Here is a 22,605-nt window from a genome sequence, read left to right on the forward strand (position 1 = left end):
AAAATTTCAAGAACATAAACGTCGCTCACTCGCCTGATGCTGACGATATTTTCATGTATGCCGCGGTCAAATTTGGCTGGGTTAGCAGTAAAAATTTAGCCTTCACATCAAAAGCGCTTGATATAGAAACGCTAAACGAGGAGGCGCTAAAAGGCACTTACGAGGCAACAGCAATCAGCTTTGCACTCTATCCAAAAATTTGCGATGAATTTGCACTTTTACGCTGCGCGGTGAGCTTTGGCAAAGGCTATGGCCCAAAGCTTATCAAGCTAAAAGATAAACAGCTAAAGCGAAATTTTAAGGTCGCACTATCTGGCAAAAACACGACAAATGCTCTGCTCTTTCGCATAGCTTACCCAGAGGCGAGGATCGTTTACAAAAACTTCTTAGAGATCGAAAATGCCGTGCTTAGCGGCGAGGTCGATGCTGGCGTGCTCATACATGAAAGCATCTTAAATTTCTCAGGCGAGCTCTGCGTAGAGCGTGAAATTTGGGACATCTGGAGTGAACTAAACGGCGAAAATTTACCGCTTCCACTTGGCGGTATGGCACTTAGACGAAGCCTACCAATAACTGATGCGATCGAGTGCGAGAGAGTGCTTAGCGAGGCCGTTAGGATCGCCACTTCGCACAAGCCATTTTTGTCTCACATGCTAATGGAGCGAAACCTCATCAGAGTTGGCAAAGATGAGCTAAAAACATATCTAAATTTATATGCAAATGACGAGTCTATAAGCATGAACGAAACTCAGCTAAAAGCACTAAATAAGCTCTATCAAATAGGCTACGATAAAGGTTTTTTTGAAAAGCCAATCGACGTAAACGACTATCTTATACCTACTGAATACAACGAAGTAAGGTTTAGCTGATGCAAAGTACGCTTGTCTCGCTTGGAGTTGAAACCTTTAAGATCGCCCTTTACATCAGCCTTCCGATGCTACTAAGTGGCCTAATAGCCGGTCTTATCATCTCCATTTTTCAAGCGACCACACAGATAAACGAAACTACGCTAAGCTTCGTGCCAAAGATCTTGCTAGTCGTCGTTGTCATCATATTTTTGATGCCTTGGATGATCTCGATGATGGTTGAGTTTACTACTCGGATGTTTGATTTTATACCGGAATTTATCCAGTGACGAGGCTTGTTGATTTTTCTAAATTTACCTCAGTTAGGATAGGTGGCGTGCATGAAATTTTCGAGGTTGATAGCCTTGAAGATCTAAGCTCGCCTCACTTTTTAGGCTCTGTGATGATAGGCGGGGGCAACAACCTTCTTATCTCGCCAAATCCCCCAAAAATGGCGATACTTGGCAAGAGCTTTGACTATATAAATTTAGAAATTTGTGATGAAAAAATTTGCCTTGAGATAGGTGCTGCGACGAAATCTGCCAAAATTTATAACTTCTGCAAGCAAAATAACATCGCTCACCTTGAGTTTTTAAAAAATATCCCAGGCACGCTTGGCGGACTTATAAAAATGAACGCTGGGCTGCTTAAATTTAGCATAAGCGACAACCTCACGCATGTGCGTCTGGCTCGTGGCTGGGTGAGCAAGGATGAGATAAACTTTAGCTACCGCCACAGCGGCATAGATGAGGCCATTTTGGGGGCTAAATTTAAGCTTCAAAGTGGCTTTGACGTAAGCATTTCTGAAGCTATCAGCGCAAAAAGGGCAAATCAGCCAAAAGGAGCTAGCTTTGGTAGCTGCTTTGTAAATCCTGAGGGGCACTTTGCAGGGGCTTTGCTTGAGGCGGTCGGGCTAAAAGGATACGCTATTGGCGGAGCGAAATTTAGCGAAGAGCACGCAAATTTCTTGATAAATTTTAACCACGCAAGCTTTGAGGACGCCACTAGCCTTATAAATTTGGCAAAGACTAGAGTTTTAGAGAAATTTGGCGTAGAGCTTAAGACAGAAGTTTGCATTTTATAAGGATAATGATGAGTGAGTTTTTAATAGAAGTTTTTACCCTTTCAGTTTTGTTTATAATTATTGGTCTTTACGCTGTTTATAGGGCTAAAAAGGCGCAAAGCGAGCATGAGAAAAATGTGGCTGATTACGATAAAAATCTGCTAAATTTTGCCAAAATTTTAGGCGTTCAAAATCATATAGACCTAGTTAAATTTGATGAAATTTTAGCCCAGGCCTTAAAAGAAAAACTAATTTTTAAATTTAATAAATCTACCTCACAAGAGGAATTTATCTCTTTTATAAAAGATGGAAATTTCAAAACCAAACCACAAATTTCACAAAATAGTATCGACGAAGCCTTTCTTACACTTTGCGCAAGCTCACTTGTAGAGCCACTAAAGCTTGCGATACTAAAAAACGAAGATCAATTTTATGGATTTTTGTTTGAAAAAGAGCATCTTTTTGCTCTTATTGATAGCGCTGCGCTGCTTGGCGAAAATATTATAATTTGCGAGTAAATCAAGTAAAATTCATCTCTTTTTAGATAAAATCAAGCCAAATTTCAACTATAAGGTAAAAAATGGCAAAAGAAAAAGATAGTGACAAAAAGATAGCTATCCCAGAGAGCGAAGCGGACAAGAAAAAGGCGCTCGAGCTTGCACTAAAGCAGATCGATAAAGCTTTTGGCAAAGGTACACTTTTAAGACTTGGCGACAAAGAGGTTGAGGCGATCGAGTCGATACCGACTGGCTCGCTAGGGCTTGATCTGGCTCTTGGCATAGGTGGTGTCCCAAAAGGCAGGATCATCGAGATCTACGGACCAGAGAGCTCAGGTAAGACCACGCTCACGCTTCACATCATAGCTGAAGCGCAAAAAGCTGGCGGAATTTGTGCATTTGTCGATGCAGAGCACGCACTAGACGTAAAATACGCTTCAAATTTAGGCGTAAATACCGACAACCTTTACGTCTCTCAGCCAGACTTTGGCGAGCAGGCACTTGAGATCGTTGAGACGCTTGCTAGAAGCGGTGCGATCGATCTTATCGTAGTTGATAGCGTCGCTGCTCTTACTCCAAAGAGCGAGATAGATGGCGACATGGGCGATCAGCACGTGGGCCTTCAAGCAAGGCTTATGAGCCAGGCGCTTAGAAAGCTAACTGGAATTTTAAGCAAGATGAAGACAACTGTTATCTTCATCAACCAAATTCGTATGAAGATCGGCATGATGGGATATGGCACGCCAGAGACTACAACTGGCGGTAATGCACTTAAATTTTACTCATCTGTAAGGATCGATGTCAGAAAAATAGCCACACTTAAACAAAATGACGAGCCTATCGGCAACCGCACGAAAGCAAAAGTCGTTAAAAACAAGGTCGCACCTCCGTTTAAAGTGGCTGAATTTGACATCATGTTTGGCGAGGGTGTTAGCAAAGAGGGCGAGATCATCGACTATGGCGTAAAACTCGACATCATAGACAAATCAGGCGCGTGGTTTAGCTACAAGGCTGAAAAACTAGGCCAAGGTAGAGAAAACGCCAAAGCCTACCTAAAAGAGCACCCAGAAATTTCTGACGAGATAGTAGCGGCTATAAAAGGCTCGATGGGGATCGATCACCTAATAAGCAGCGGCGCAAAAGACGAAGACGACGATACAAACGAAGCAGGAGATGAATAATGGTATTTATTGAAGATGTAGAAGCTCACGAGGTTTTAGACAGCAGAGGCAACCCAACAGTTCGTGCGACAGTTAGACTAAGCGACGGAACTGAGGCAAGCGCGATCGTGCCAAGCGGCGCAAGCACTGGCAAGCGTGAAGCGCTTGAGCTTCGTGATAAAGACGAGAGATACGCTGGCAAAGGCGTTTTAAAAGCTGTTTCAAACGTAAATGAAAAGATCGCAGAGGCAGTTATAGGCCTTGATGCTTACAACCAAAAGGCAGTCGATGCGGAGATGCTTGAGCTTGATGGCACGCACAACTACTCAAATTTAGGCGCAAACGCAGTCCTTGGCGTATCTATGGCAGTAGCTCGCGCAGCTGCAAAGAGCCTAAATATCCCGCTTTATCGCTACCTTGGCGGTGCAAACGCCAGCATCTTGCCAGTGCCGATGTTTAACATAATAAATGGCGGCGCACACGCAAATAATAGCGTTGATTTTCAAGAATTTATGATCATGCCATTTGGCTTTAGCACATTTAGCGAGGCGCTAAGAGCCGCAACTGAAATTTATCATAAGCTAAAATCTATCCTAAACGCAGCTGGCCACAGCACGGCTGTCGGTGACGAGGGTGGTTTTGCTCCAAATTTAAAAGACAACGAAGAGCCACTAAAGCTTATCTCACAAGCTGTAAAAGAGACTGGATATGAGCTAGGCAGCCAAATAAAGCTAGCCCTTGACGTTGCTTCAAGCGAGCTTTACAAAGACGGCAAATACGAGCTTGAGGGCAAGAAATTTAGCAGCGACGAGCTCATTAGCTACTACGAAAAACTTTGTGAAAAATACCCGATATTTTCTATCGAAGATGGCCTTAGCGAGGACGACTGGAGCGGCTGGGCTGAGCTTACAAAAAGGCTTGGCAGCAAAGTTCAGCTAGTAGGTGACGATCTTTTTGTCACAAATGAGAAAATTTTACGCGAAGGCATCGAGAAAAACATCGCAAATGCGATCTTAATCAAGCCAAATCAAATAGGCTCAGTCACGCAAACTATGCAAACTGTCCGTCTTGCTCAAAGAAATGGCTACCGCTGCATAATGAGTCATAGAAGCGGCGAGAGCGAAGATGCGTTCATCGCTGACTTTGCAGTCGCGCTAAACACTGGCGAGATAAAGACAGGTGCTACTTCAAGAAGCGAGCGTAACGCAAAATACAACCGCTTGCTTGAGATCGAACTTGAGGCTGGAGAGTTTTTGGGGGATAATATTTGAGCGAAATTTTAGACGAATATGGCAAAGAAGATGGCATATTTCATAAAATTTTAAAATACATCAGACCAACATTACGCTATGTTATGGCCACCATTTGTGTGGCTATGTTTGCTTTTTATGTAGGCAATATGATGTTTGGCAAACGCTCACTTGATGTTATGCTAAGCCTTCAAAGTAAAAAAGAGAGGCTTAGCGAAGACGTGGAAATTTTAAAAAAAATGAACGCGCGTCTGCAAAAAGATTATTTTGAATTACAAGGCCTTGAGCCAGACTTTAATAAAAAGTAGGAATGATGAAAAAATTTTGGTTAGTTTTATCTATATTTGCAGCAAGTGTGTTTGCTAGAGAGAACCCATTTATGCCTATTAGCGAGCTAAATACAAGTGTCATGACAACAAACATCATAGAAAAATTTGATAGATTTGATTCTCTTTCGTTTAAATTTCCAAGCGATGCGGCACTTTTACTAGATGTCACCATAAGATATAGAGCAAATGATGGCACTATAAAGGAAAAAAGACTAGCCGATATAAATAAAACTATCGATTACAGCGATGAATTTGCTTTAAATAAGGTAAAAAATCCAGAACCAGTCGTGGCAAAAAAGCTAGATGTTTCAGTCACAATGGCAAATATGCCTAGTCAAAAAGTAAGCACTCCTGTGATAATAGAAAAAAATGAAACTAAAATTTCAAATAAAGATAGAAATAAAACTTCAGATATGCCAACTCCAAATGTTGTAGTAATCGATCTTAGCACAGACAAAACAAAAGAAACTACCATAAAGCCTGAACAAAAGGTGGTCGAGATAAAGATCGAGCCTAATGCAAAACCAGTTGAAAATACTAAAAATGAAAAGCTGGTTAAATTTTTAAACTTTATAAGCTTTTTAGCTAGCGAAAAAGAGCTAAAAATTGTCACAAAAGCTAAAAATTTAAAGTATTTTTCTTATGAGAAAAACAAGATTGTTCTTGATTTTGCAAAGCCTCCAAGAAGCTTTAAAACTAAGAGCTTAAAACTTGAAAATGAATATTTTAAAAATGTGGTCATAGGCTGGCATGATAGATATTTTAGAGTGGTTTTAGAGCTTGATAAAATGCGTAAATATAAGCTTGAAGCCGCTGAAAATGGATATTTGCTTAAGCTTTTATAGTTGAATTTTAAAAAGAGTAGATTTTATAAAATTTCAAATATAATACTTTTCAAAATAAAAATTTAAGGCTATTGGTTTGAAATATCCACTTGATTGTAAAGATAATTTTGAAAACTCATTTATATTTTGGCTTACTCGCTATGTCAAATTTAAACTTAGCTCACTTTCGAATAAAGAGCTTCGAGACCCAAAGGCGCTTGCAAGTGTGAATTACGCTCTAAGCCGAGAGGTAAAGAATATTGATCAGCTTGATGGCTTGGTAAAAAGCGCAAGAAACGCAGGGCTTACTGGCATAAATACCTACTTTAATCCACTTAAAAAAATATATGAAACGATGAAATTTTACGAGCTTAGCAGCCTAAAGCAGATTGATGAAGAGCTGCTAAGCGAAATACTAGCTAGCACAACCGGTGGACTAAGCGATGCTAGCAAGAAAAATTACCGCATCTCAGTAATAAATTTCTTTGCATTTTTAGACAAACAAAACGAAGAAGATGGCAAAGCTCATGTTTTTGATATAAATTTAAAAAACTGGGGCGGAGTGAGTGGCAATAAAGGGCAAAAGCTGCCTGAGTTTATGGGTGAAGATGAGGTCAAAAAATTTCTAGATGCGATCGAGGAGAGCGACTTTAAGCAAAACTCAAATCGCAATAAGCTCATAATAAAAACGATAATTTTTACTGGCATTCGTGTGAGTGAGGCTCTAAATTTAAAGCGAAAGGATATCACTGAAGATGGCGATCTTTTTATCATTAGGATCCGAGGCAAAGGTAACAAATACCGTATCGTTATGATAAAACGTCACCTAATAGAAGCTCATCTAAATGCGATCGCAATAAATTATATCAACAAAGAAGGCTATCTTTTCATCAATAAAAAAGGCACCAGGCTTACGCAGGCTTATGTTAGCCGCATAGTTGAGCAAATTTTATTTAAAGCTGGCATCAGAAAAGAGAAAAATGGTGCCCACATGCTGCGCCATACCTTTGCAACGATGCTTTACAAAAAGCAAAAAGACCTTGTTTTGGTGCAAGAAGCTCTTGGGCATGCTAGCTTAAATACCTCAAGAATTTACACTCACTTTGATAGCGACAAACTAAAACTTGCTGCAAAGGTAGCTGAGGATCTAGCAAACTAGAGCACTTAAAGCCAAAGCAAACTAGCAATACTAAATTTAACTCATGCAAAATTTAAAACATTATTTAACTATGAAACCCTATAATATATGAGGAAATTTTAGCTTGCAAGCAGCCCAAAGGTTTGCTCTGTATCTAAATTTACAATCCGCAAGACAAAAGCTCTTACAAAAAGTGAAATTTGGCAAGCAAATTTCACTCTACTCGCCAAATTTATATCAAACTAGCTGATCTTTCTTATCTTTGCAGGAAGTGCTTGTCTAGCGCAAGTGCCAACCAACCAGTCATTTAAACTAAATTCGCCATTTCTTTTTGGATCAAGAAGTCCAAGCTTATTATGATTGACCCCTTTTTCTAAATTTGCGATCCCAAAAGCTGGCTTTCCATCGACGATGTGCGTTCTTATACCAAACTCATCATGGCCAAATCCATGCTCTATGCTGATAACCCTGCTAGCAACGCCGTCAGTCACAAATGCCTCGCCAACTTGTGCGCCATAAGGCGTAGTCACTTTGACCTTATCGCCTGAGCGAATGCCCTGCTCATTTGCAACATCTGGTGCTATCCTTATGAAGTTGCTAGGATGAACAGCTCTTAGCCTTGGGCTAACAAAGGTGTAGAAGTGTTGGATATTTGACTTTCTTGAGCTTACTGTGTATTTCCACTCAGAGCGTGGGAAAAATTTCTCAAGCGGTGTGCCATCACTTGCTACTGGTAGCATCAGACTTGGCACTCCTGGCATAAATTCGCCTGTTATTGAGTGCCTGTGTCCGCCAAGTGGTTCATAGTAGATAGAAGCTGGCGTAGGCGCTGGCACTTTTATGGTTGCTTTATCACCCTTATATGCGCTCTCGTAGCTACCATATCTGCCGCCTTTTGCTAGTATGTGCGCTACTTTTGGCTTCTCTTCGTCTTTTAGATAAGGATCGAGTTTTGTCATCACTCTTGATATCTTACTAAGCTTTTTGTCCTCGTTGCTTATATCTTTTACACCCTCACCATCAAAGGCTAAATTTGCTAGCGCAGCCGCGTAGTACTGCTCTTTTACGTCAAGGTCCATGAAATTTCCATCTTTGTCTTTGAAGGCATTTTTGCCAAAGCCTTTTACTCCAAGCCTCTTTGCCACAGCTATATAAAATGCCTCAACGTCGATGACTCCGCCGTTTTTATCTTTTGCCTGTCTTGGGCTAACGGCTGGATAGCGCACGACTGAAGTTTTAGCTATCGTTCCCCAAAGAGAGTTTGGAAGCGCCCAGTTTTCTAAATTTACCCCATCTGGCACGATGTAGTCAGCATAGGCGTTTGTCTCGTTCATAAAGGCATCTATACCAACAAAAAGTGGCAAATTTTTACTATCTTTTAGTACGTCTAAAACCGCTTTTTCAAGTCCTGCTTGTCCGTAAAGTACGTTTGTCATGTAGTTTATGAAGACTTTTACTTTGTATGGATAGCCAGCCTTGTGGCTCGTAAGTGTTTCGTTTACAAGTGGCATAGAGATAGGATACCATGGCTGAGTTGATGGATAGCCGCTGCCACCAGCTGCTACTTTACGCTTATACTCAGAGCTTGTTTCGTAGTATTTGCCTGATCTTGATAAATTTAGACCATTTGGCTTATAAGCGCCCTCAAAGCTCTCAAGGTCATATCTGCCCTTTAAAAACTCGTGCGTGCCAGCACTTGCATTGACGTTGCCGCCTTTATAGCCGTAAGTGCCCATTAGTGTGTTTAGACAAAGTATCGCAAAAGTAGTCATACCAGCTTGTGTATGCATCATGCCGCCATGCACGTTTGTACTCACTTGTCTGCCATTTTTGGTGAAATTTTCACAAAGCCACAAAATATCATCTACGCTCACACCGCAAATTTTTGAGTACTCCTCTAAGCTGTGTTTATAAGCTGATTCTTTTAAAAGCTGCATTGAGCTTTTTACCTCGACCTTTTTGCCATCTATTAAAATTTTACCTTTGTAGTAGAGCTTGGCTGGTTCATTTACCTTGTAGCTTTGTACCTTGCCATCTTGCGAGCAGACCTGCCACTCGTTATTGACAAGTGCAAATTTGCCGTAGTCTTTGTGACCTTTTTCGGTGATGACTAGGTGAGTGGCGTTGCACCAGTGTATCTCGCCTGCTAGCTTTGCTTGGTCTAAATTTGGCTGGATAAGGTAGTTTGTGGCGTATTTTTCATTTTCTATGATCCAGCGTATCATCGCCATAGCTAGAGCTGAGTCGGTGCCTGGCTTTATCGCTATCCAGCGGCCTTTGTCTGAAGAGGCGTATTTTACAGCATTTGTAACGCTTGGGTCTACCACTGCGTAGCTAAAGTCATCTCTAGTGCCTCTTGCGTAAGAGAGCATTTTTGCCTGTTTTTGGAAAGGGTTGCCACCATTTGACGGCGAAGTGCCCCAGTAGATAACAAATTTAGAGTTTTCATAGTCTGGTTTTGTGTGCGCAAAGCCCTTTGCGTTGTGCGCGATCTTGCCACCGACCCTAAAGCCGCCACCGCAAATTCCGCCGTGTGAGTAGTGATTGATAGTGCCAAATGACTTTTTGACAAAGCGATCAACTATGTCTGAGCGTCCGTCATATAGATAAAAGCTTAAAAATTGATTGCGTTTGGTACCGTACTCTGGATTTTCGCTATCGATTAGCTCGTCGCTATATATTGCTCTTAGCCCATCAACATGCCCCTCACCAAAGAGATCTCCGCCCTCCACTACCTCTTCTACTAGCTGCTCAAAGCTTATACTCTTCCACTTACCCTCGCCCCTTTTGCCAACTCTTTTTAGTGGTGTTAGTATCCTTGCAGGCGAGTCTATCATCTCAGGCAATATCGCTCCTCTAGCACAAACTGTGGCTCGCTTTTCATCTTCGCCGCTTAGTGTTGTGGCAAGAAGTGCGTCGTTTATCGAGGTATCAAAATTTGCCCAGTGTACATTTGAAAGTGGGTGGTATGGGTTGCCGCTACATCTTAAAACTCGGTCGTTTTTGTCATCTACGTGAAGCCTTATGCCACACTTTGTCGTACAGCCATGGCACATCGAAAAAATAACACTATGTCCATCACTAAATGAAATTTTACCGTCCTTTACTCGAAATTCAGGCTCTAGCGAGTTTGCCTGCGGTTTATAGTCGTCCTTATCTTCATCTGCCAGCATAGTACTCGTGGTTAGTGTTGAGAGCACGGCTGATCTTTTTAAAAATTCTCTTCTTTGCATTATTTATTTCCTTTTACTGTGCTATCTCTTCGCTCCAGCTGATAACCTTTTGATATCCGTTTTCAAGCTCGAGTTTCTTATCATTTTTAGCCAAAATTTCGCTGACTCCATGGTAAAACACCTGTGGATTTGTATTTTTAGGACTATCGATGACCATAGTCTCATGTGTGGCTAGAAATTTTCTGATATTTGAGTTAGGATCGTTAAGATCGCCTATTATACGGCTACCGCCCACACAGCTCTCTACACACGCTGGCAAGAGTCCTGCTCTTAGTCTGTGGTCGCAAAATGTGCATTTATCAGCTTTATAGGTATGCAGACTAAGATATCTTGCGTGATATGGACAGGCCTCCACACAAAGCGCACAGCCTATACACTCTTTTGTGTCGATCTTAACGATACCGTTGCTTCTTTGGCAGCTAGCACCAGTTGGACAAACATCGATACAGGCTGGATTGTTGCAGTGGTTGCAAAGTCTTGGGAGTGATGCTATGACTGCCATTTTGCCGCTTTTATCCTTTGCTTCATACTCGGAGACAATGGTTCTAAAAGCACCTGGCTGAACGTCATTTTCCATCATACAGCTCATAGTGCATGACTGACAGCCAACACATCTTGTAAGGTCTATCGCCATGCCGTAGCGAACGCCACTACCACTAAAGTCTTTTGGTGCTGCCTTTAGTGCGGTCGTAGCGAAAAATAATCCTGCAGCTGCAATGAAGCTGCGACGAGAATTTAAGGTCTGTTGCATAAAATTCTCCTTTCTTTTTAGAATTTTTTCTTATTTTAACATAGTAAATATTTTTTCTAAAGTTTATTTTATATTTTTGCAAAATGTATTAAATTTTGAGAATTTTTGTAGCACTTAAAAGATAGAATTTGGATAGTAAAATTTAGAAAGAAGTGGGAAAAAGATAGAAAATAAACTTCTATCTTCTTAAATTTATGCTTTGTAGTTTAGCATATAAAGGCGAATGACTTGCTCTGCTGTCATCTTTAAATTTCTAATCGCGACATCTTTTCTCATCGCTTCTTCAAGACTCACTGGTTCATTTAATATACAAAAATAGGCATCAATCCCATTTTTGTGGCAATCTTTGGCACATTTTTGTACGCATCCAGCAAGTGCAACCACTGGCTTATGATACTTTTTGGCTAGTTTTGCAACCCCAGTCGGAGTCTTTCCCATTGAGCTTTGAAAGTCCATACGGCCTTCGCCAGTGATGATTAGATCAGCCTTTTTGATCTCATCCTCAAGCGCGATAGTCTGCGTAATGATCTCAATACCTGGGCGAAGTTTTGCTCCTAAAAATGCCACAAAGGCAAAGCCAAGTCCGCCAGCTGCGCCAGTACCTTTTTGTGTATGAAATTTGCTATTAGTCTTTTCTTTTACAAGAGCTGCAAAGTGTTTTAGCCCATCATCAAGCTCTTTTACCATGCGGCCATTTGCACCCTTTTGAGGAGCATAAACATGGGCTGCTCCATTCATGCCATAAAGAGGATTGTCTACATCGCAGGCGATTAAAAACTCGCAATCCTTTAGCTCTTTTAGTGCCTCTTCATCTGTAAACTCATAAATTTTGGCTAAATTCTCGCCTTTTCCTTCAAGTAAAGCACCATCTTTATCATAAAATTTAAAGCCAAGTGCGCTAAGCATGCCTGTACCAGCATCATTTGTCGCACTTCCGCCGATACCAATGATAAATTTTCTAGCACCTTTGCTGATGGCATCTTTTATCATTTGCCCAAAGCCAAATGTGCTAGTTTTTAGTGGATTTCTCTCGTCTGGATTTATTAGTGTAAGACCTGAAGCGCTTGACATCTCAAGTATGGCAAGATCATCTTTAAGTGCATATCTCGCCAAAATTTCAGTACCAAGTGGATTTTTCACTATTGTATCTATAAATTTTGCACCAAGTGCATCAGCCATCGCCTCTACACTACCTTCACCGCCATCAGCGATGGGCTTTACTACGACCTCGCAGTCGATCTCTTCTAGCCCTTCTTTTATGGCAAGGCCCGCTTCAAGTGAGCTAAGCGAGCCTTTTAACGAATCAATCGCAACTAAAATTCTCATAAAACCACCAAAGATAATATATAAACACTAATCATACCAACGATACCCATTATAAACGTCATAGCCGTTTGTGTGCGATATCCTTGATCGGCGGTCATCTTGCTAAAGTTTGTCACAACCCAGAAGTAGCTGTCGTTGGCGTGAGATACACACATCGCACCAGATGCTATCGCCATGACACAAAGAGCGGCTGAAATTTCAGTCGTAAAGCCAAGTGTTTGCATGAGTGAGTTGTCGGCACTAAATGCACCCATGATAGATGCTGTCGTGATGATAGCTACAGTTGAGCTTCCTTGAGCGGTTTTTAGCACAGCCGAGATGATGAATGGGAAGAAAATTCCTATCGCTTTTATAGTAGAGGCATTTTCTTTTATGAAATTTACAAATCCAGCCTCGGTAATAACGTTACCCAAAACACCGCCAGCTGCTGTGATAAAGAGTATCGGACCAGCGATCTTTAAAGACTCATTTGTGATATGGTCAAAATCTCTTATCTTTTTAGACTCAGCCAGTAAAAATACACAAAAGATCACGCCAATAGCAAGAGCGATGATAGGGTTGCCTAAAAATAAAAGTACTTTTGGTAAAAAAGAAGCCTTATCAAGCATGCCTTGTTTTGCTAGTACATCAACGATCGAACCAATTGCCATAAAAATAATAGGCATGATAATAGGAGCAAGGCTCAAAAATCCGCTAGGTAGTGTGCCAAATTTCTTTAAAAGCTCTTCGTAGGTAGCTGTGATGGTAGCGTCAGCATCTTTGTCGCTGATAGTCACACTTTTGCCAACACTCTTTGAAAAGAAATAAACAGCTATCAACACAGGCACTGAAACGACTGTTCCCATGATGATGACAAGAAGTAAATTTCCGCCAAGACCAAGTGTTCCTGCAGCTGCTATTGGACCAGGAGTTGGCGGGATGAAGACGTGAGAAGCGTATAGGCCGCCACTAAGTGCGACTGACATCGCGACTGGGCTTGCTGAAATTTTCTTATAAAGTGCCTCGCGAATGGAGTTTAAAACGACAAATCCGCTATCACAAAATACCGGAATGCCAACAACCCAGCCCATGATAAGCATAGCAAGCTCTGGACGCTTTTGTCCAACTAGCTTTACGACCATATCAGCTAGCTTTAAAGCAGCTCCCGTTTTTTCAAGCACAGTGCCGATGATCGTTCCAAAGATAATAACGATACCGATACTCTTAAATGTGCCACTAAAGCCGACACCTATCATCGCTGGGATCTTGGACAGATCAATGCCTGCGACGATCGCAAGAACCAAAGAAATGCTCATAAGTGCCAAGAATGGATGCACTTTTAGCTTAGAGATCATAACGATCATAAGTATGATGGCTACAATAAAACAGACAATTAGTGAGATTCCGCTCATAAAAACTCCTTTGCTCTGAGATTTTGCTTAAGATTTTAGCAAAATTTGCTTGTATTTTTTCTAATATTTTTAAGTTTTTTGATTAATTAAATTTTTTTGATATATTTGAGTAAATTTATGACTATTTGCCTAAATTTAGCCATTTTATAAGTTTAAAATTTTTAGCTTATTTTAAAATAACAAAACCAAGACCAAATTTATCAGTATGCCTATTATAATCAATCAAACTCTCGCCATATCCAGTAAAATACTGCAAATAGCCATAAACGCCGGTTGAAAATATCGGAAACATATATGAAATTTCAGCCGCACCTTTATTTGTTTTATCAAAATGTAAGTTATTTCTTAGCATTAGGCTAAAAATGTGTTCATTAAGGTTATAGCTAAGCCTTACATCACCATGCCCGATGTATTTTAATATATCTTTATTATCGCCCTTATTGCCCACTACCATCCAAGCTCTTGGCGAAATGCTAAGCTTGCCAAAAACAAAATCACTTTGCACATAAGCTCTATTCCAGCTTCTTGAATTGCTACCATCTCGTCCGTTTGACTCATGCAAAAGTCCAAATTTTAGGTTTTTTACACCTATTTGCTCCAAATATTTTGGCGAAGTAAAATTTAGAAAAATTTCTGGCTGATAGTTTGTCTCACGAAACGGCGCAGATGTCCTTGTTATCTGCCACCAAGATGTCTGCGTGTAGGCAGCCACAAGGCTCTCTCTAAATCCAAACAGGTCATAAAATAACGGCTTTGCAAGGCTTATTTGAAACTTAGTTTCAACGCTCTTTCGCTCATCGTTTGGCACATTTTTAGCATAAGTTACTGGCAAAAGGTAGTTAAATTTATAAAGCTCGATACCAAGTGCGTTTTGTAAATTTTTAACACTTTTATCTTCTCTTAAAAGATCAGCTTGCTTTAGCTTTGCCTCTCTTAGCGCTGGCTCGCTCTCTTGCACATTTTGCACCGCTTTTTGCTCGCTTAAAGAGCTTTTGGCTAGCTCTTTATAAATTTGCATCGCAGCCTTTATGTCACCGCTTTGCTCCAGCTCTTGTGCTCTTTTAAAATCATCTAGCCCACTTGCCATCAAAAAACTAAGGCAAAGGCTTAAAAATAATAAAATTTTACTCATCATCTATCTTCTTTTCTTGGATTTTCTTTGCCATTTCGTATTCGTCAGGGAAATTAACATTAAAAAACTGCTCACTATCTTTAAAATTTATGACTTTGCATTTACAGCTTTTTCTCAAAAGTCCGATTTTATGCTCATTTTTTAAATAGAACTCATGAGCCAAAGTGGCAAGCCCTGGGCTAAAAAAACCACAAAGCGAGTGAATGTGCTCATTATCACTAGCCACAACCATGTCAAATTCATCTTTAAATTTAGCAAGCTCCTCCAAACTTTTAAGATCAAAAAATGGCATATCAGCTGGTATCACAAAAACACTATGATCAAAATTTTTAAGAATGGAGTAAAGTGCGAGCATTGGCGAATAGTTATCGCTATTTTCATCTTTTATAAGCTTTAGTGGCGGGCTAAATTTTTCAAATTTTGAGCTTACATAAACTTCGTCAAAAACTTTGCTAAATTTCGCAACCTCATAATGAGTAAGCGTCTTAAAACCACCAAATGGCAAAAGTGTCTTATCTTGCCCCATACGCGAGCTTTTGCCACCTGCTAAAATCACGCAAGTTTGCATCTTTTTCCTTAAGAAAGTTATGAGGCTAAATTTAGCTAAAAGCGGCTTTGATCTACCAAAAATATGTGATAAAAACTTATTTTTGTTTATGCTACTTGTAAAATTTTAAGCCTGCTTTGCCGTTTTCATTGTTAAAAATTCCTCGTAGCGACGATCTATGATAGCTTTGATCAAGGCATAGTTTTCTTGTGAGTTTTCTATATAAAAATAGGCGTTATCAAAGTATTTTTCACCAAATTTTTTCGAAACAAAATCCGTATAATCCTGCAAATACCAACCATACATTTTGGCAAATTTTGTCCGATCAGTCGTATAGTAAGCTTTTGCAAAGGCTTTACCAGCAGTATTTAGCTCCGCACTTCCAAGTACGCCGTCCATAGCATCAAAAAGATACTGACGATAGTTAAAATTTTTATCCATCTGTGCTATATCGTCCGCAAAATCTGCTGCAAATTCCTTCGAATAAAATTTGTGCTCCATGCACCAGCGAAAGAAAAATGCAATGTGTGTCGCACCGTTTTCATGCGGTATATCAGTCGGCGCATCTTTCGCACCCCAATGCCATTTTGCTTTGTCATATACTATATCTGGCATTTTTATCCTTTTAAAATGCTCAATTTTACTAAAGCTATCTTAATCACAGTATAAAATCATGGCTATTTTATCCATTTGCTTGCTACAATTAAAAAAGATATAATGGCACTTTTATTTAAGGAAAAGCAATGAGCGAAAAAAATCTACAAATTTTAGGCTGGATCGGCACATGCCTATCAGTTGTTATGTACTTTTCATACATCCCACAAATAATGGGTAACCTTGACGGCAACAAAACACCTTTTATACAGCCACTGGCAGCCGCACTAAACTGCACAATCTGGACAAGCTACGGCCTATTAAAAGCTAAAAAAGACTATCCACTTTCTGCTGCAAACTTCCCAGGTATAATCTTTGGTCTTTTAGCAACTATAACAGCGTTTTAATGCACCATTTAGTTGTTGTGGCGATTTTACAATAAAACATTATTTGCTTCGCCGCAACAACTAATTTATAGTGTTTGCGCTATTTTAGTCAATTTTTCTTTGATTATATTACCTTTTGAATTCAGCAAAAAGGCTATTTTTGTTAGTTCATCTATTATCTCTTTTATACTTTTATTATCATCACTTGAAGTTCTAAATCTTGTTGCAGTAAGTGGGATAAATTCTTGATATATAGACATAAAATCCTTATAGTCCCCTTCCAGTTCTGGTGCGTAAAAACTGATAAGCGAGTGTAATTTACCAATTTCAAATTTTGGATTTTCTATATTTAAATTTGGATTTATTAACAAAGCTACTTTGTAATGTATTCCCCCTAAAATATCCCAACTATAATAAACGCTTCCTCTAGCTTTTGTCGCCTGAGTTTATTTTTCTCTTTTTTTGTGTTTAGATTAGCGTACACCCATTGCGCACACATTATTAGGACTGCGCCAAGTACAATTTTCAATAAGTCAGATATCAAACTATCCATATTATTTTTTACAAGTCCCTTGGATCGGCGATTTTACCTGCTATGGCTGAGGCCGCTACAACTGCTGAGTTGGCTAGATAAATTTCACTCGTTCTATCGCCCATACGTCCGACGAAATTTCTATTCGTCGTCGAGATACAGCGCTCATTTGCACCTAAAATTCCCATATATCCGCCAAGGCAAGCACCACAAGTTGGATTGCTCACGACCGCTCCTGCTTCGATGAAAATATCGATTAAGCCTTCTTTCTCGGCAGCTCTTGCGATCTTTTGCGTCGCTGGAGTGATGATGAGCCTTGTTTTGCGGGCTACTTTTTTGCCTTTTAAAATTTGTGCTGCGATTCGAAGGTCGCTTAGGCGGCCATTTGTGCATGAACCGATAAATGCTTGATCAATGGCTAAATCGTCACGAACCGCTTGTCTTACGCTCTTGCCGTTGCTTGGCAAAAATGGATATGCGATGACTGGATCAAGGTTTGTGACATCGATCTCTAAAATTTTGTCGTATTTTGCACCCTCGTCTGAGTAGAAAAATTTTGGTTTATCGCGTAAATTTTTATCTTTTAAAAACTCTTTTGTGATCTCATCAACCGCGATGATACCGCTCTTTGCACCAGCTTCGATCGCCATATTACACATTGAAAATCTATCATCCATGCTAAGGCCCTCTATTACCTCACCGCTAAACTCAAGCGCCTTGTAAAGTGCGCCATCAACGCCTATTTGGCGGATGATCTCAAGGATAAGATCCTTGCCATAAACGTGCTTATCAAGCTTGCCTTTAAAGACGACCTTGATACTCTCAGGCACTTTAAACCAGTTTTTACCAGTGATCATCGCATAAGCTAGGTCGGTGCTACCCATGCCGGTGCTAAATGCTCCAAGAGCGCCGTGTGTACAGGTGTGGCTGTCTGCGCCGATGATGACGTCACCTGGGATGACTAGCCCTTTTTCAGGCAAAAGCGCATGCTCGATGCCCATATCTTTTTCATCAAAATAGTTTTTAAGGTCGTGTTTGTAGGCAAATTCGCGTGAAATTTTGGCTTGATTTGCGCTTAGGATATCTTTTGTCGGGATGTAGTGATCCATAACGATGGCAAAGCCGTCTGGGTTGGCTAGCTTTTTAGCGCCACTTCGCTCAAACTGCTTGATCGAAATAGGCGTCGTGATATCGTTGCCTATGATCATATCGATCTTGCTTTCGATGATCTCTCCAGCACTTACCTCTTTGCCAACGTGATCTGAAAATATTTTCTCGGTGATAGTTTGTTTCATAAATTTCCTTTAAATTTTTGAGGCGATTTTAACGAAAATTGCTAAATTTAAAGAAAATTTACTAAGCCAAAAGGCCTAGTAAATTTAGAATTTAACGCTAGCGGTCAGCATAAACTGGCGAGCATAGCCCGGTTGTATCGGTATGATATTAGCATCCGTACCAGTCGATGATGAGGTGTAGTATAGTTTATCGGTTAAGTTTTTGATGTTAAAGGCAAAATTCGTCTCGTAGCCCGCAATCTTGGTATCGTAGCTGATGAAAGCATCGTAGATAACCGCACTATCCATCTTGAATGCCGTTCCTGCTGGCACGGCCGGTAGATTCGTCCTCATATAGTATGTATACCACGAGCCAAAATATCTAGCTCCACCGCCGATCCTTAGGCCTTTTGCGCCTAGGTGGCTAAAGTCGTAGTTAGCAAAGAGGCTGGCTTGGTGCTTAGGCGTGGCTTCTAGCGGTTTGCCCACTAGCACGGTAAATGCGCCGCTATCCTTGCGCACCTCGGTTTTAGTATATGCGTAGCTAGCGCCTACGCTTAGCCCTTGCGTCACGCGGCCGTTAAAGTCAAACTCAAATCCTCTCGAGCGCACCTCGCCCACGGGCGTACTTACGCTATTTACGGTGCGCATGATGTTTTTCTTATCGATGTTAAAGACCGCCGCACTAGCCGTTATACTGTCGTTTTGAAATTTAGTTCCAAACTCTATGCTTTTGCCTTCTTCGGGCTTTATGTCGCCGATGTCGTCGCCGCTGATCGCCATTTGCGGATTAAAGCTCTGCGCGTAGTTGGCGTAAACCGACCACTCCGGCGTTAGCAGGTATAAAAGCCCCGTCTGCCACGTAAATTTGCCGTCTTGTTGATCGGTTGTGTTTGGTCCGCTAGTCGTGCCGCGCGCGACTTGGTCGTAGTACTCGTATCTAACGCCCAAAGAGTAGATCAAATTTTGGGTCAAATTTATACTATCTTGCGCGTAAAATCCGATCGTTCTTAGCTTTTGATACTGGATGCTGGAGGCTCTATCGGACGGATAGGCGACCGTGCCATAGACTGGACTGTAGATATTTATCGGGAAGTTTCTGTGCGTCGTGCCGGAACTGTAGCTGTTTAGCGCGCCGGGTCTATAGCGGTAGTACTCCTTTGCGTCGATACCAAATAGCAAGTTGTGCTCTATCTCGCCCGTTTGCACGTAACCGTTTAAATTTAACGACCCCGCGTGCGTGCGGTGGATAAATCCGTCATACGCCTCGTTTCGTCTAGCCGCAACGCCGGTGTTTAAATTTACGTTCATTAGCCTGATGTGCCCGTATTCGTGCTTGGAGCGCGAATACGCATAAGCGCCGCGCAGTAGCCAGTCCTCGCCGATATTTTTTTCAAAATTTACGTCCACCGTGTCGAGTCTGGTTTTTAGTTTATTAAACGGCTCGTCAAGGCGCCTTTTCTTATCTATCGGCAGTAGTTTGCCCGTGCTTGGAATGAGATACATGCCGCGGTCGATCGGATCGGTCGAGCGCGTGTGCGTATAGGCTAAATTTATGCGGTAATCATCGCCCTTATACGAGAGCGAAGGCGCAAAGAGGACGTTTTTATATTCGCCAAACTCCCTCCAGTAGTCTTTTTGCATGGCGTCGAATATAAATCTATACGCAAAGCCGCTATCAGCGATCGGTCCCGTGGTATCAAAGCCCGCGTTCCAGTAGTTTCGGTTGCCGATACCTGCCCAAATTTCGTTTGAGAAGTCGTATTTTGGCTTTTTAGTGACCATATTTATGATGCCGCCGGGCTCTTGCGCGCCGTAGAGCAGGCTAGCCGGGCCTTTTAGCACCTCGACGCTTTCTACCGTTTTGTTAAAGCTATGCATGACGCTAGCAGGTACGCCGTTTCGCATGATCGAGCCGTCGCGTCCGCCGCCAAAGCCTCTTTTGATGATCGAGTCAAAGATACCGCCAGTGGTGTTTCCGTAGCTAACTCCGCTCACGTTTTGAAGGCTCTCGGCTAGAGTCTCTGGCTTTTTATCTTTTAGTTGCTGCTGGGTTACGACGTTTACCGTTTGTGGGATCTCTAAAATAGGCGTATTTGTTTTGCCCACTTCGCTGGTTTTGGCGCGGTATCCGTCGTCCGCGCTATCTTCAACGCTGATACCATCTAAGCTTACATCAGTAGCATTTAAAGCAGAAATGGCAAAACAAAGCACCGCATTAATGCGAAATTTATTCATTTATCATCCCTTAAAAAATTTTTAATATTATAAAAATAGTTATCATTATATAAAAATATATTTTAAATTTTTATGAAAAAAATTTACGAAAAATTTATATTTTAATAACATTACAAATAAAACATTTGGAAAAAATTAAACATGGATCAGAAAACAGATTTTTACTATTCTGTCACAAAAAGTGATGAAGCACTTGTTAAAATATTTTTGCAACATTTCTGATATAATCTTTAGTATGAAGTACGCACATTTAGTTCAAATAGCAAATTATTTATCAAATTTTACAAAGATAAACCAAGCAAAACGCATTAATGATATGGCTATTTTAATCGAATTTAATGGCGAGAAGATCATCTTTGATCTAAACAAATCAAACTCTGCGATCTATAAAGATGATGAGCAAAAAGAAGCAAAAATTTATCAAGCGCCTTTTGATAATGTGCTAAAAAAGCGTTTTAACGCCTCGCATATAAAAAGCGTTGAGTGCCTAAAAAACAATAGAATTTTAAAATTTATCTGCACACAAAGCGGTTCATATAAAAGTGAAAATTTTATCCTCTATCTTGAATTTACGGGTCGCTTTACAAATGCTGTGATAACTGATGAAAACAATGTGATAATTGAGGCATTAAGGCACATCGATAATAGCTACCGAAAAATAGAAACTGGCGAAATTTTAAAAGAACTGCCAGCCATCGAGATAAAAGAAAGGCCGTGTGAGCAAATAACGGACTTTGAGGCGTTTTTTAAAAGCGAAGCAGCTAGAGTAAATGAGTCCAGGATAGCCGGGCTAAAAGAGACAAAGCTAGCCAGCGTGCAAAAAAAGATAGATAGCATGAGTGAAATTTTAAACTCGCTTGAAGACAAAGATGAACTAATGAAAAAAAGCGAGGAGGCTTCGAATTTAGGATCGCTTTTGCTTGCAAATTTGGGAAATTTTAAGGGCTATGAGAGGGAAATTTGCCTGAAAGATTTTGATGGCAACGAGATAAAACTAACTCTTAGCGATACACCAAAAAACAGCGCAAATGAATTTTACACAAGATCAAAAAAATTTCGTGCAAAAGCCATTGGCGTGGAGATAGAAAAGAGAAATTTAAGCGAAAAGATCGAGTTTTTAGAAGGGCTAAAGTCACTTCTAAAAGAGGCAAAAAGTGCTTACGAACTTGAAATTTTAAGTCCAAAAAATAAGGCAAAACAAAGAGAGAGGCACATAAAAGATGTAAGCGAAAATGCTGAAATTTTTTACGTTAGAGAGTTTAAAATTTTAGTTGGTAGAAATGAAAAAGGCAATATAAATTTGCTTGATCTTGCCAAAAAAGACGATATATGGTTACATCTAAAGGATAGCCCAAGCGCCCACGTCATCATCAAGACAAACAAGAGTAGGGTGCCTGAAGATGTGCTAGAAATGGCAGCTAAATTCTGCGTGGAATTTAGTGTAAAGGGAGCTGGCAGGTACGAGGTAGACTACACTAAGCGTGAAAATTTAAAACGTGAAAACGGTGCAAATGTCACTTATACGAACTATAAAACTATCATCATAAATAAAGGCTAAAAAATGGCTGTAACACCTTTAGGAAATAGTAACTTTATAAATCAAAACGCACCAGTAGTATCGCAAGTGCATGCAAATCAACAAGCCAGATTTGATATGCAATCTTTGATGGCAGCTGAGCTTGCCTCGCAACAAAGTGAAGAGATCAAAGAGGTGCGTCCGATGGAAGAGTCTTATAAAATAGACCCTGAAAAGGAACATGAACGCCAAAAAAATGAAGAAGAGGCAAGTGAGTTTGAGAGCGAAAAACAAAATTCAAGAGATAGTGGCGAGGAAGATTTGGACGATATAGCAGATAATGAGGAAATAGTGCCTAGCGAACATCATATGCTTGACATAACTATTTGATGCCTAAACACCCCAGCCCCACAAACACCATATCTCAAGTCAGTGATACCCTCCCCAATACCTAACCCTCCTTCAAATTTTTAACGCAGTAAATGATAAAGAAAAACTTTTTAAGATCCACTCTGACTCACCTAAAGCCTGCCCACTTGGCGGCAAGATCGAGGGACTTTTAACCGGTCACTTTTTAAA

The 22,605-nt window shown here is 40.6% G+C and carries 22 protein-coding genes; 12 read left to right on the forward strand and 10 right to left on the reverse strand.

The window, feature by feature from the left end; all coding sequences use genetic code 11:
- Positions 1 to 53: 53 nt before the first annotated feature.
- The 9 genes from CVS84_RS08935 to CVS84_RS08975 all read left to right on the forward strand — a co-directional run bounded on the left by CVS84_RS08935 (position 54) and on the right by CVS84_RS08975 (position 7,127).
- Entirely contained in the window at positions 54 to 869 is an 816-nt protein-coding gene (locus tag CVS84_RS08935) for an MqnA/MqnD/SBP family protein (protein WP_234411934.1), read from the forward strand.
- Positions 866 to 1,135 carry a flagellar biosynthesis protein FliQ gene (gene fliQ, locus CVS84_RS08940; RefSeq protein WP_223155459.1) on the forward strand — a complete coding sequence of 90 codons (270 nt, stop codon included), beginning with the start codon at positions 866 to 868 and terminating at the stop codon, positions 1,133 to 1,135. The genes CVS84_RS08935 and fliQ overlap by 4 nt, the downstream gene beginning before the upstream one ends.
- Entirely contained in the window at positions 1,132 to 1,929 is a 798-nt protein-coding gene (locus CVS84_RS08945; RefSeq protein ID WP_107691991.1) for a UDP-N-acetylmuramate dehydrogenase, read from the forward strand. The genes fliQ and CVS84_RS08945 overlap by 4 nt, the downstream gene beginning before the upstream one ends.
- A gap of 8 nt (positions 1,930 to 1,937) precedes the next feature.
- On the forward strand, positions 1,938 to 2,426 hold the full coding sequence (locus tag CVS84_RS08950; protein ID WP_107691992.1) for an addiction module antitoxin: 489 nt from the start codon (positions 1,938 to 1,940) through the stop codon (positions 2,424 to 2,426).
- Between the two features lie 62 nt (positions 2,427 to 2,488).
- Positions 2,489 to 3,586: a recombinase RecA gene (gene recA / locus CVS84_RS08955; RefSeq protein WP_002940852.1), complete on the forward strand. Its 1,098-nt coding sequence runs from the start codon at positions 2,489 to 2,491 to the stop codon at positions 3,584 to 3,586.
- A complete protein-coding gene (gene eno / locus CVS84_RS08960) occupies positions 3,586 to 4,836 on the forward strand; it encodes a phosphopyruvate hydratase (RefSeq protein WP_107691993.1) in 1,251 nt (416 codons plus the stop codon). The genes recA and eno overlap by 1 nt, the downstream gene beginning before the upstream one ends.
- Positions 4,833 to 5,123, forward strand: a complete 291-nt coding sequence (locus tag CVS84_RS08965; protein ID WP_107691994.1) for a septum formation initiator — start codon at positions 4,833 to 4,835, stop codon at positions 5,121 to 5,123. Before eno ends, CVS84_RS08965 begins: the two co-directional genes overlap by 4 nt.
- Positions 5,124 to 5,128: 5 nt before the next feature.
- A complete protein-coding gene (locus CVS84_RS08970) occupies positions 5,129 to 5,989 on the forward strand; it encodes an AMIN domain-containing protein (RefSeq protein WP_107691995.1) in 861 nt (286 codons plus the stop codon).
- 76 nt (positions 5,990 to 6,065) lie between these two features.
- The gene (locus CVS84_RS08975) at positions 6,066 to 7,127 is read left to right on the forward strand and encodes a tyrosine-type recombinase/integrase (protein WP_087577899.1); all 1,062 of its coding nucleotides are present in this window, start codon (positions 6,066 to 6,068) and stop codon (positions 7,125 to 7,127) included.
- Positions 7,128 to 7,348: 221 nt separating this feature from the next.
- Here the strand turns inward: CVS84_RS08975 and CVS84_RS08980 are convergent, their stop codons facing one another.
- The 7 genes from CVS84_RS08980 to CVS84_RS09010 form a co-directional block, all read right to left on the reverse strand.
- Entirely contained in the window at positions 7,349 to 10,339 is a 2,991-nt protein-coding gene (locus CVS84_RS08980) for a molybdopterin-dependent oxidoreductase (protein WP_107691996.1), read from the reverse strand.
- Positions 10,340 to 10,352: 13 nt separating this feature from the next.
- Positions 10,353 to 11,090: a 4Fe-4S dicluster domain-containing protein gene (locus tag CVS84_RS08985; protein WP_107691997.1), complete on the reverse strand. Its 738-nt coding sequence runs from the start codon at positions 11,088 to 11,090 to the stop codon at positions 10,353 to 10,355.
- A gap of 192 nt (positions 11,091 to 11,282) precedes the next feature.
- Positions 11,283 to 12,416: a glycerate kinase gene (locus CVS84_RS08990; protein WP_107691998.1), complete on the reverse strand. Its 1,134-nt coding sequence runs from the start codon at positions 12,414 to 12,416 to the stop codon at positions 11,283 to 11,285.
- On the reverse strand, positions 12,413 to 13,807 hold the full coding sequence (locus tag CVS84_RS08995; protein ID WP_107691999.1) for a GntP family permease: 1,395 nt from the start codon (positions 13,805 to 13,807) through the stop codon (positions 12,413 to 12,415). The genes CVS84_RS08990 and CVS84_RS08995 overlap by 4 nt, the downstream gene beginning before the upstream one ends.
- A 166-nt stretch (positions 13,808 to 13,973) precedes the next feature.
- Positions 13,974 to 14,939, reverse strand: a complete 966-nt coding sequence (locus CVS84_RS09000) for a phospholipase A (protein ID WP_107692009.1) — start codon at positions 14,937 to 14,939, stop codon at positions 13,974 to 13,976.
- Positions 14,932 to 15,507 (reverse strand): molybdenum cofactor guanylyltransferase, encoded by a 576-nt coding sequence (locus CVS84_RS09005; RefSeq protein WP_107692000.1) that lies wholly within the window; start codon positions 15,505 to 15,507, stop codon positions 14,932 to 14,934. The genes CVS84_RS09000 and CVS84_RS09005 overlap by 8 nt, the downstream gene beginning before the upstream one ends.
- Before the next feature lie 105 nt (positions 15,508 to 15,612).
- Positions 15,613 to 16,101 (reverse strand): hypothetical protein, encoded by a 489-nt coding sequence (locus CVS84_RS09010; protein ID WP_107692001.1) that lies wholly within the window; start codon positions 16,099 to 16,101, stop codon positions 15,613 to 15,615.
- Positions 16,102 to 16,229: 128 nt separating this feature from the next.
- Between CVS84_RS09010 and CVS84_RS09015 the strand changes: the two genes are divergently transcribed.
- On the forward strand, positions 16,230 to 16,487 hold the full coding sequence (locus CVS84_RS09015) for a SemiSWEET family transporter (protein WP_021091682.1): 258 nt from the start codon (positions 16,230 to 16,232) through the stop codon (positions 16,485 to 16,487).
- Positions 16,488 to 16,552: 65 nt separating this feature from the next.
- On the opposite strand, the gene CVS84_RS09020 is transcribed toward CVS84_RS09015, so the two are convergent.
- From CVS84_RS09020 to CVS84_RS09030, 3 genes are all read right to left on the reverse strand, one after another.
- The gene (locus CVS84_RS09020) at positions 16,553 to 16,837 is read right to left on the reverse strand and encodes a hypothetical protein (RefSeq protein ID WP_107692002.1); all 285 of its coding nucleotides are present in this window, start codon (positions 16,835 to 16,837) and stop codon (positions 16,553 to 16,555) included.
- Between the two features lie 190 nt (positions 16,838 to 17,027).
- Entirely contained in the window at positions 17,028 to 18,293 is a 1,266-nt protein-coding gene (gene leuC, locus CVS84_RS09025; protein WP_103604161.1) for a 3-isopropylmalate dehydratase large subunit, read from the reverse strand.
- Positions 18,294 to 18,377: 84 nt separating this feature from the next.
- The gene (locus tag CVS84_RS09030; protein WP_107692003.1) at positions 18,378 to 20,510 is read right to left on the reverse strand and encodes a TonB-dependent siderophore receptor; all 2,133 of its coding nucleotides are present in this window, start codon (positions 20,508 to 20,510) and stop codon (positions 18,378 to 18,380) included.
- Between the two features lie 235 nt (positions 20,511 to 20,745).
- On the opposite strand from CVS84_RS09030, the gene CVS84_RS09035 reads away from it, so the two are divergent.
- Entirely contained in the window at positions 20,746 to 22,068 is a 1,323-nt protein-coding gene (locus tag CVS84_RS09035) for an NFACT RNA binding domain-containing protein (RefSeq protein WP_107692010.1), read from the forward strand.
- A gap of 3 nt (positions 22,069 to 22,071) precedes the next feature.
- Positions 22,072 to 22,416, forward strand: coding sequence for a hypothetical protein (locus CVS84_RS09040; RefSeq protein ID WP_107692004.1), 345 nt, complete (start codon positions 22,072 to 22,074; stop codon positions 22,414 to 22,416).
- The last annotated feature ends 189 nt before the right edge of the window (positions 22,417 to 22,605 follow it).

The sequence above is a fragment of the Campylobacter concisus genome, from assembly GCF_003048575.1.
In the GTDB taxonomy this organism is placed as follows: Bacteria; Campylobacterota; Campylobacteria; order Campylobacterales; family Campylobacteraceae; genus Campylobacter_A; species Campylobacter_A concisus_U.

What these genes read in the sequence shown, in the direction of transcription:
- CVS84_RS08935 (WP_234411934.1), top strand. Translation starts at nt 54, where the DNA reads ATGTATGCCGCGGTCAAATTTGGCTGGGTTAGCAGTAAAAATTTAGCC.
- CVS84_RS08950 (WP_107691992.1), top strand. Translation starts at nt 1,938, where the DNA reads ATGAGTGAGTTTTTAATAGAAGTTTTTACCCTTTCAGTTTTGTTTATA.
- recA (WP_002940852.1), top strand. Translation starts at nt 2,489, where the DNA reads ATGGCAAAAGAAAAAGATAGTGACAAAAAGATAGCTATCCCAGAGAGC.
- eno (WP_107691993.1), top strand. Translation starts at nt 3,586, where the DNA reads ATGGTATTTATTGAAGATGTAGAAGCTCACGAGGTTTTAGACAGCAGA.
- CVS84_RS08970 (WP_107691995.1), top strand. Translation starts at nt 5,129, where the DNA reads ATGAAAAAATTTTGGTTAGTTTTATCTATATTTGCAGCAAGTGTGTTT.
- CVS84_RS08980 (WP_107691996.1), bottom strand. Translation starts at nt 10,339, where the DNA reads ATGCAAAGAAGAGAATTTTTAAAAAGATCAGCCGTGCTCTCAACACTA.
- CVS84_RS08985 (WP_107691997.1), bottom strand. Translation starts at nt 11,090, where the DNA reads ATGCAACAGACCTTAAATTCTCGTCGCAGCTTCATTGCAGCTGCAGGA.
- CVS84_RS08990 (WP_107691998.1), bottom strand. Translation starts at nt 12,416, where the DNA reads ATGAGAATTTTAGTTGCGATTGATTCGTTAAAAGGCTCGCTTAGCTCA.
- CVS84_RS08995 (WP_107691999.1), bottom strand. Translation starts at nt 13,807, where the DNA reads ATGAGCGGAATCTCACTAATTGTCTGTTTTATTGTAGCCATCATACTT.
- CVS84_RS09000 (WP_107692009.1), bottom strand. Translation starts at nt 14,939, where the DNA reads ATGAGTAAAATTTTATTATTTTTAAGCCTTTGCCTTAGTTTTTTGATG.
- CVS84_RS09005 (WP_107692000.1), bottom strand. Translation starts at nt 15,507, where the DNA reads ATGCAAACTTGCGTGATTTTAGCAGGTGGCAAAAGCTCGCGTATGGGG.
- CVS84_RS09010 (WP_107692001.1), bottom strand. Translation starts at nt 16,101, where the DNA reads ATGCCAGATATAGTATATGACAAAGCAAAATGGCATTGGGGTGCGAAA.
- CVS84_RS09015 (WP_021091682.1), top strand. Translation starts at nt 16,230, where the DNA reads ATGAGCGAAAAAAATCTACAAATTTTAGGCTGGATCGGCACATGCCTA.
- leuC (WP_103604161.1), bottom strand. Translation starts at nt 18,293, where the DNA reads ATGAAACAAACTATCACCGAGAAAATATTTTCAGATCACGTTGGCAAA.
- CVS84_RS09030 (WP_107692003.1), bottom strand. Translation starts at nt 20,510, where the DNA reads ATGAATAAATTTCGCATTAATGCGGTGCTTTGTTTTGCCATTTCTGCT.
- CVS84_RS09035 (WP_107692010.1), top strand. Translation starts at nt 20,746, where the DNA reads ATGAAGTACGCACATTTAGTTCAAATAGCAAATTATTTATCAAATTTT.
- CVS84_RS09040 (WP_107692004.1), top strand. Translation starts at nt 22,072, where the DNA reads ATGGCTGTAACACCTTTAGGAAATAGTAACTTTATAAATCAAAACGCA.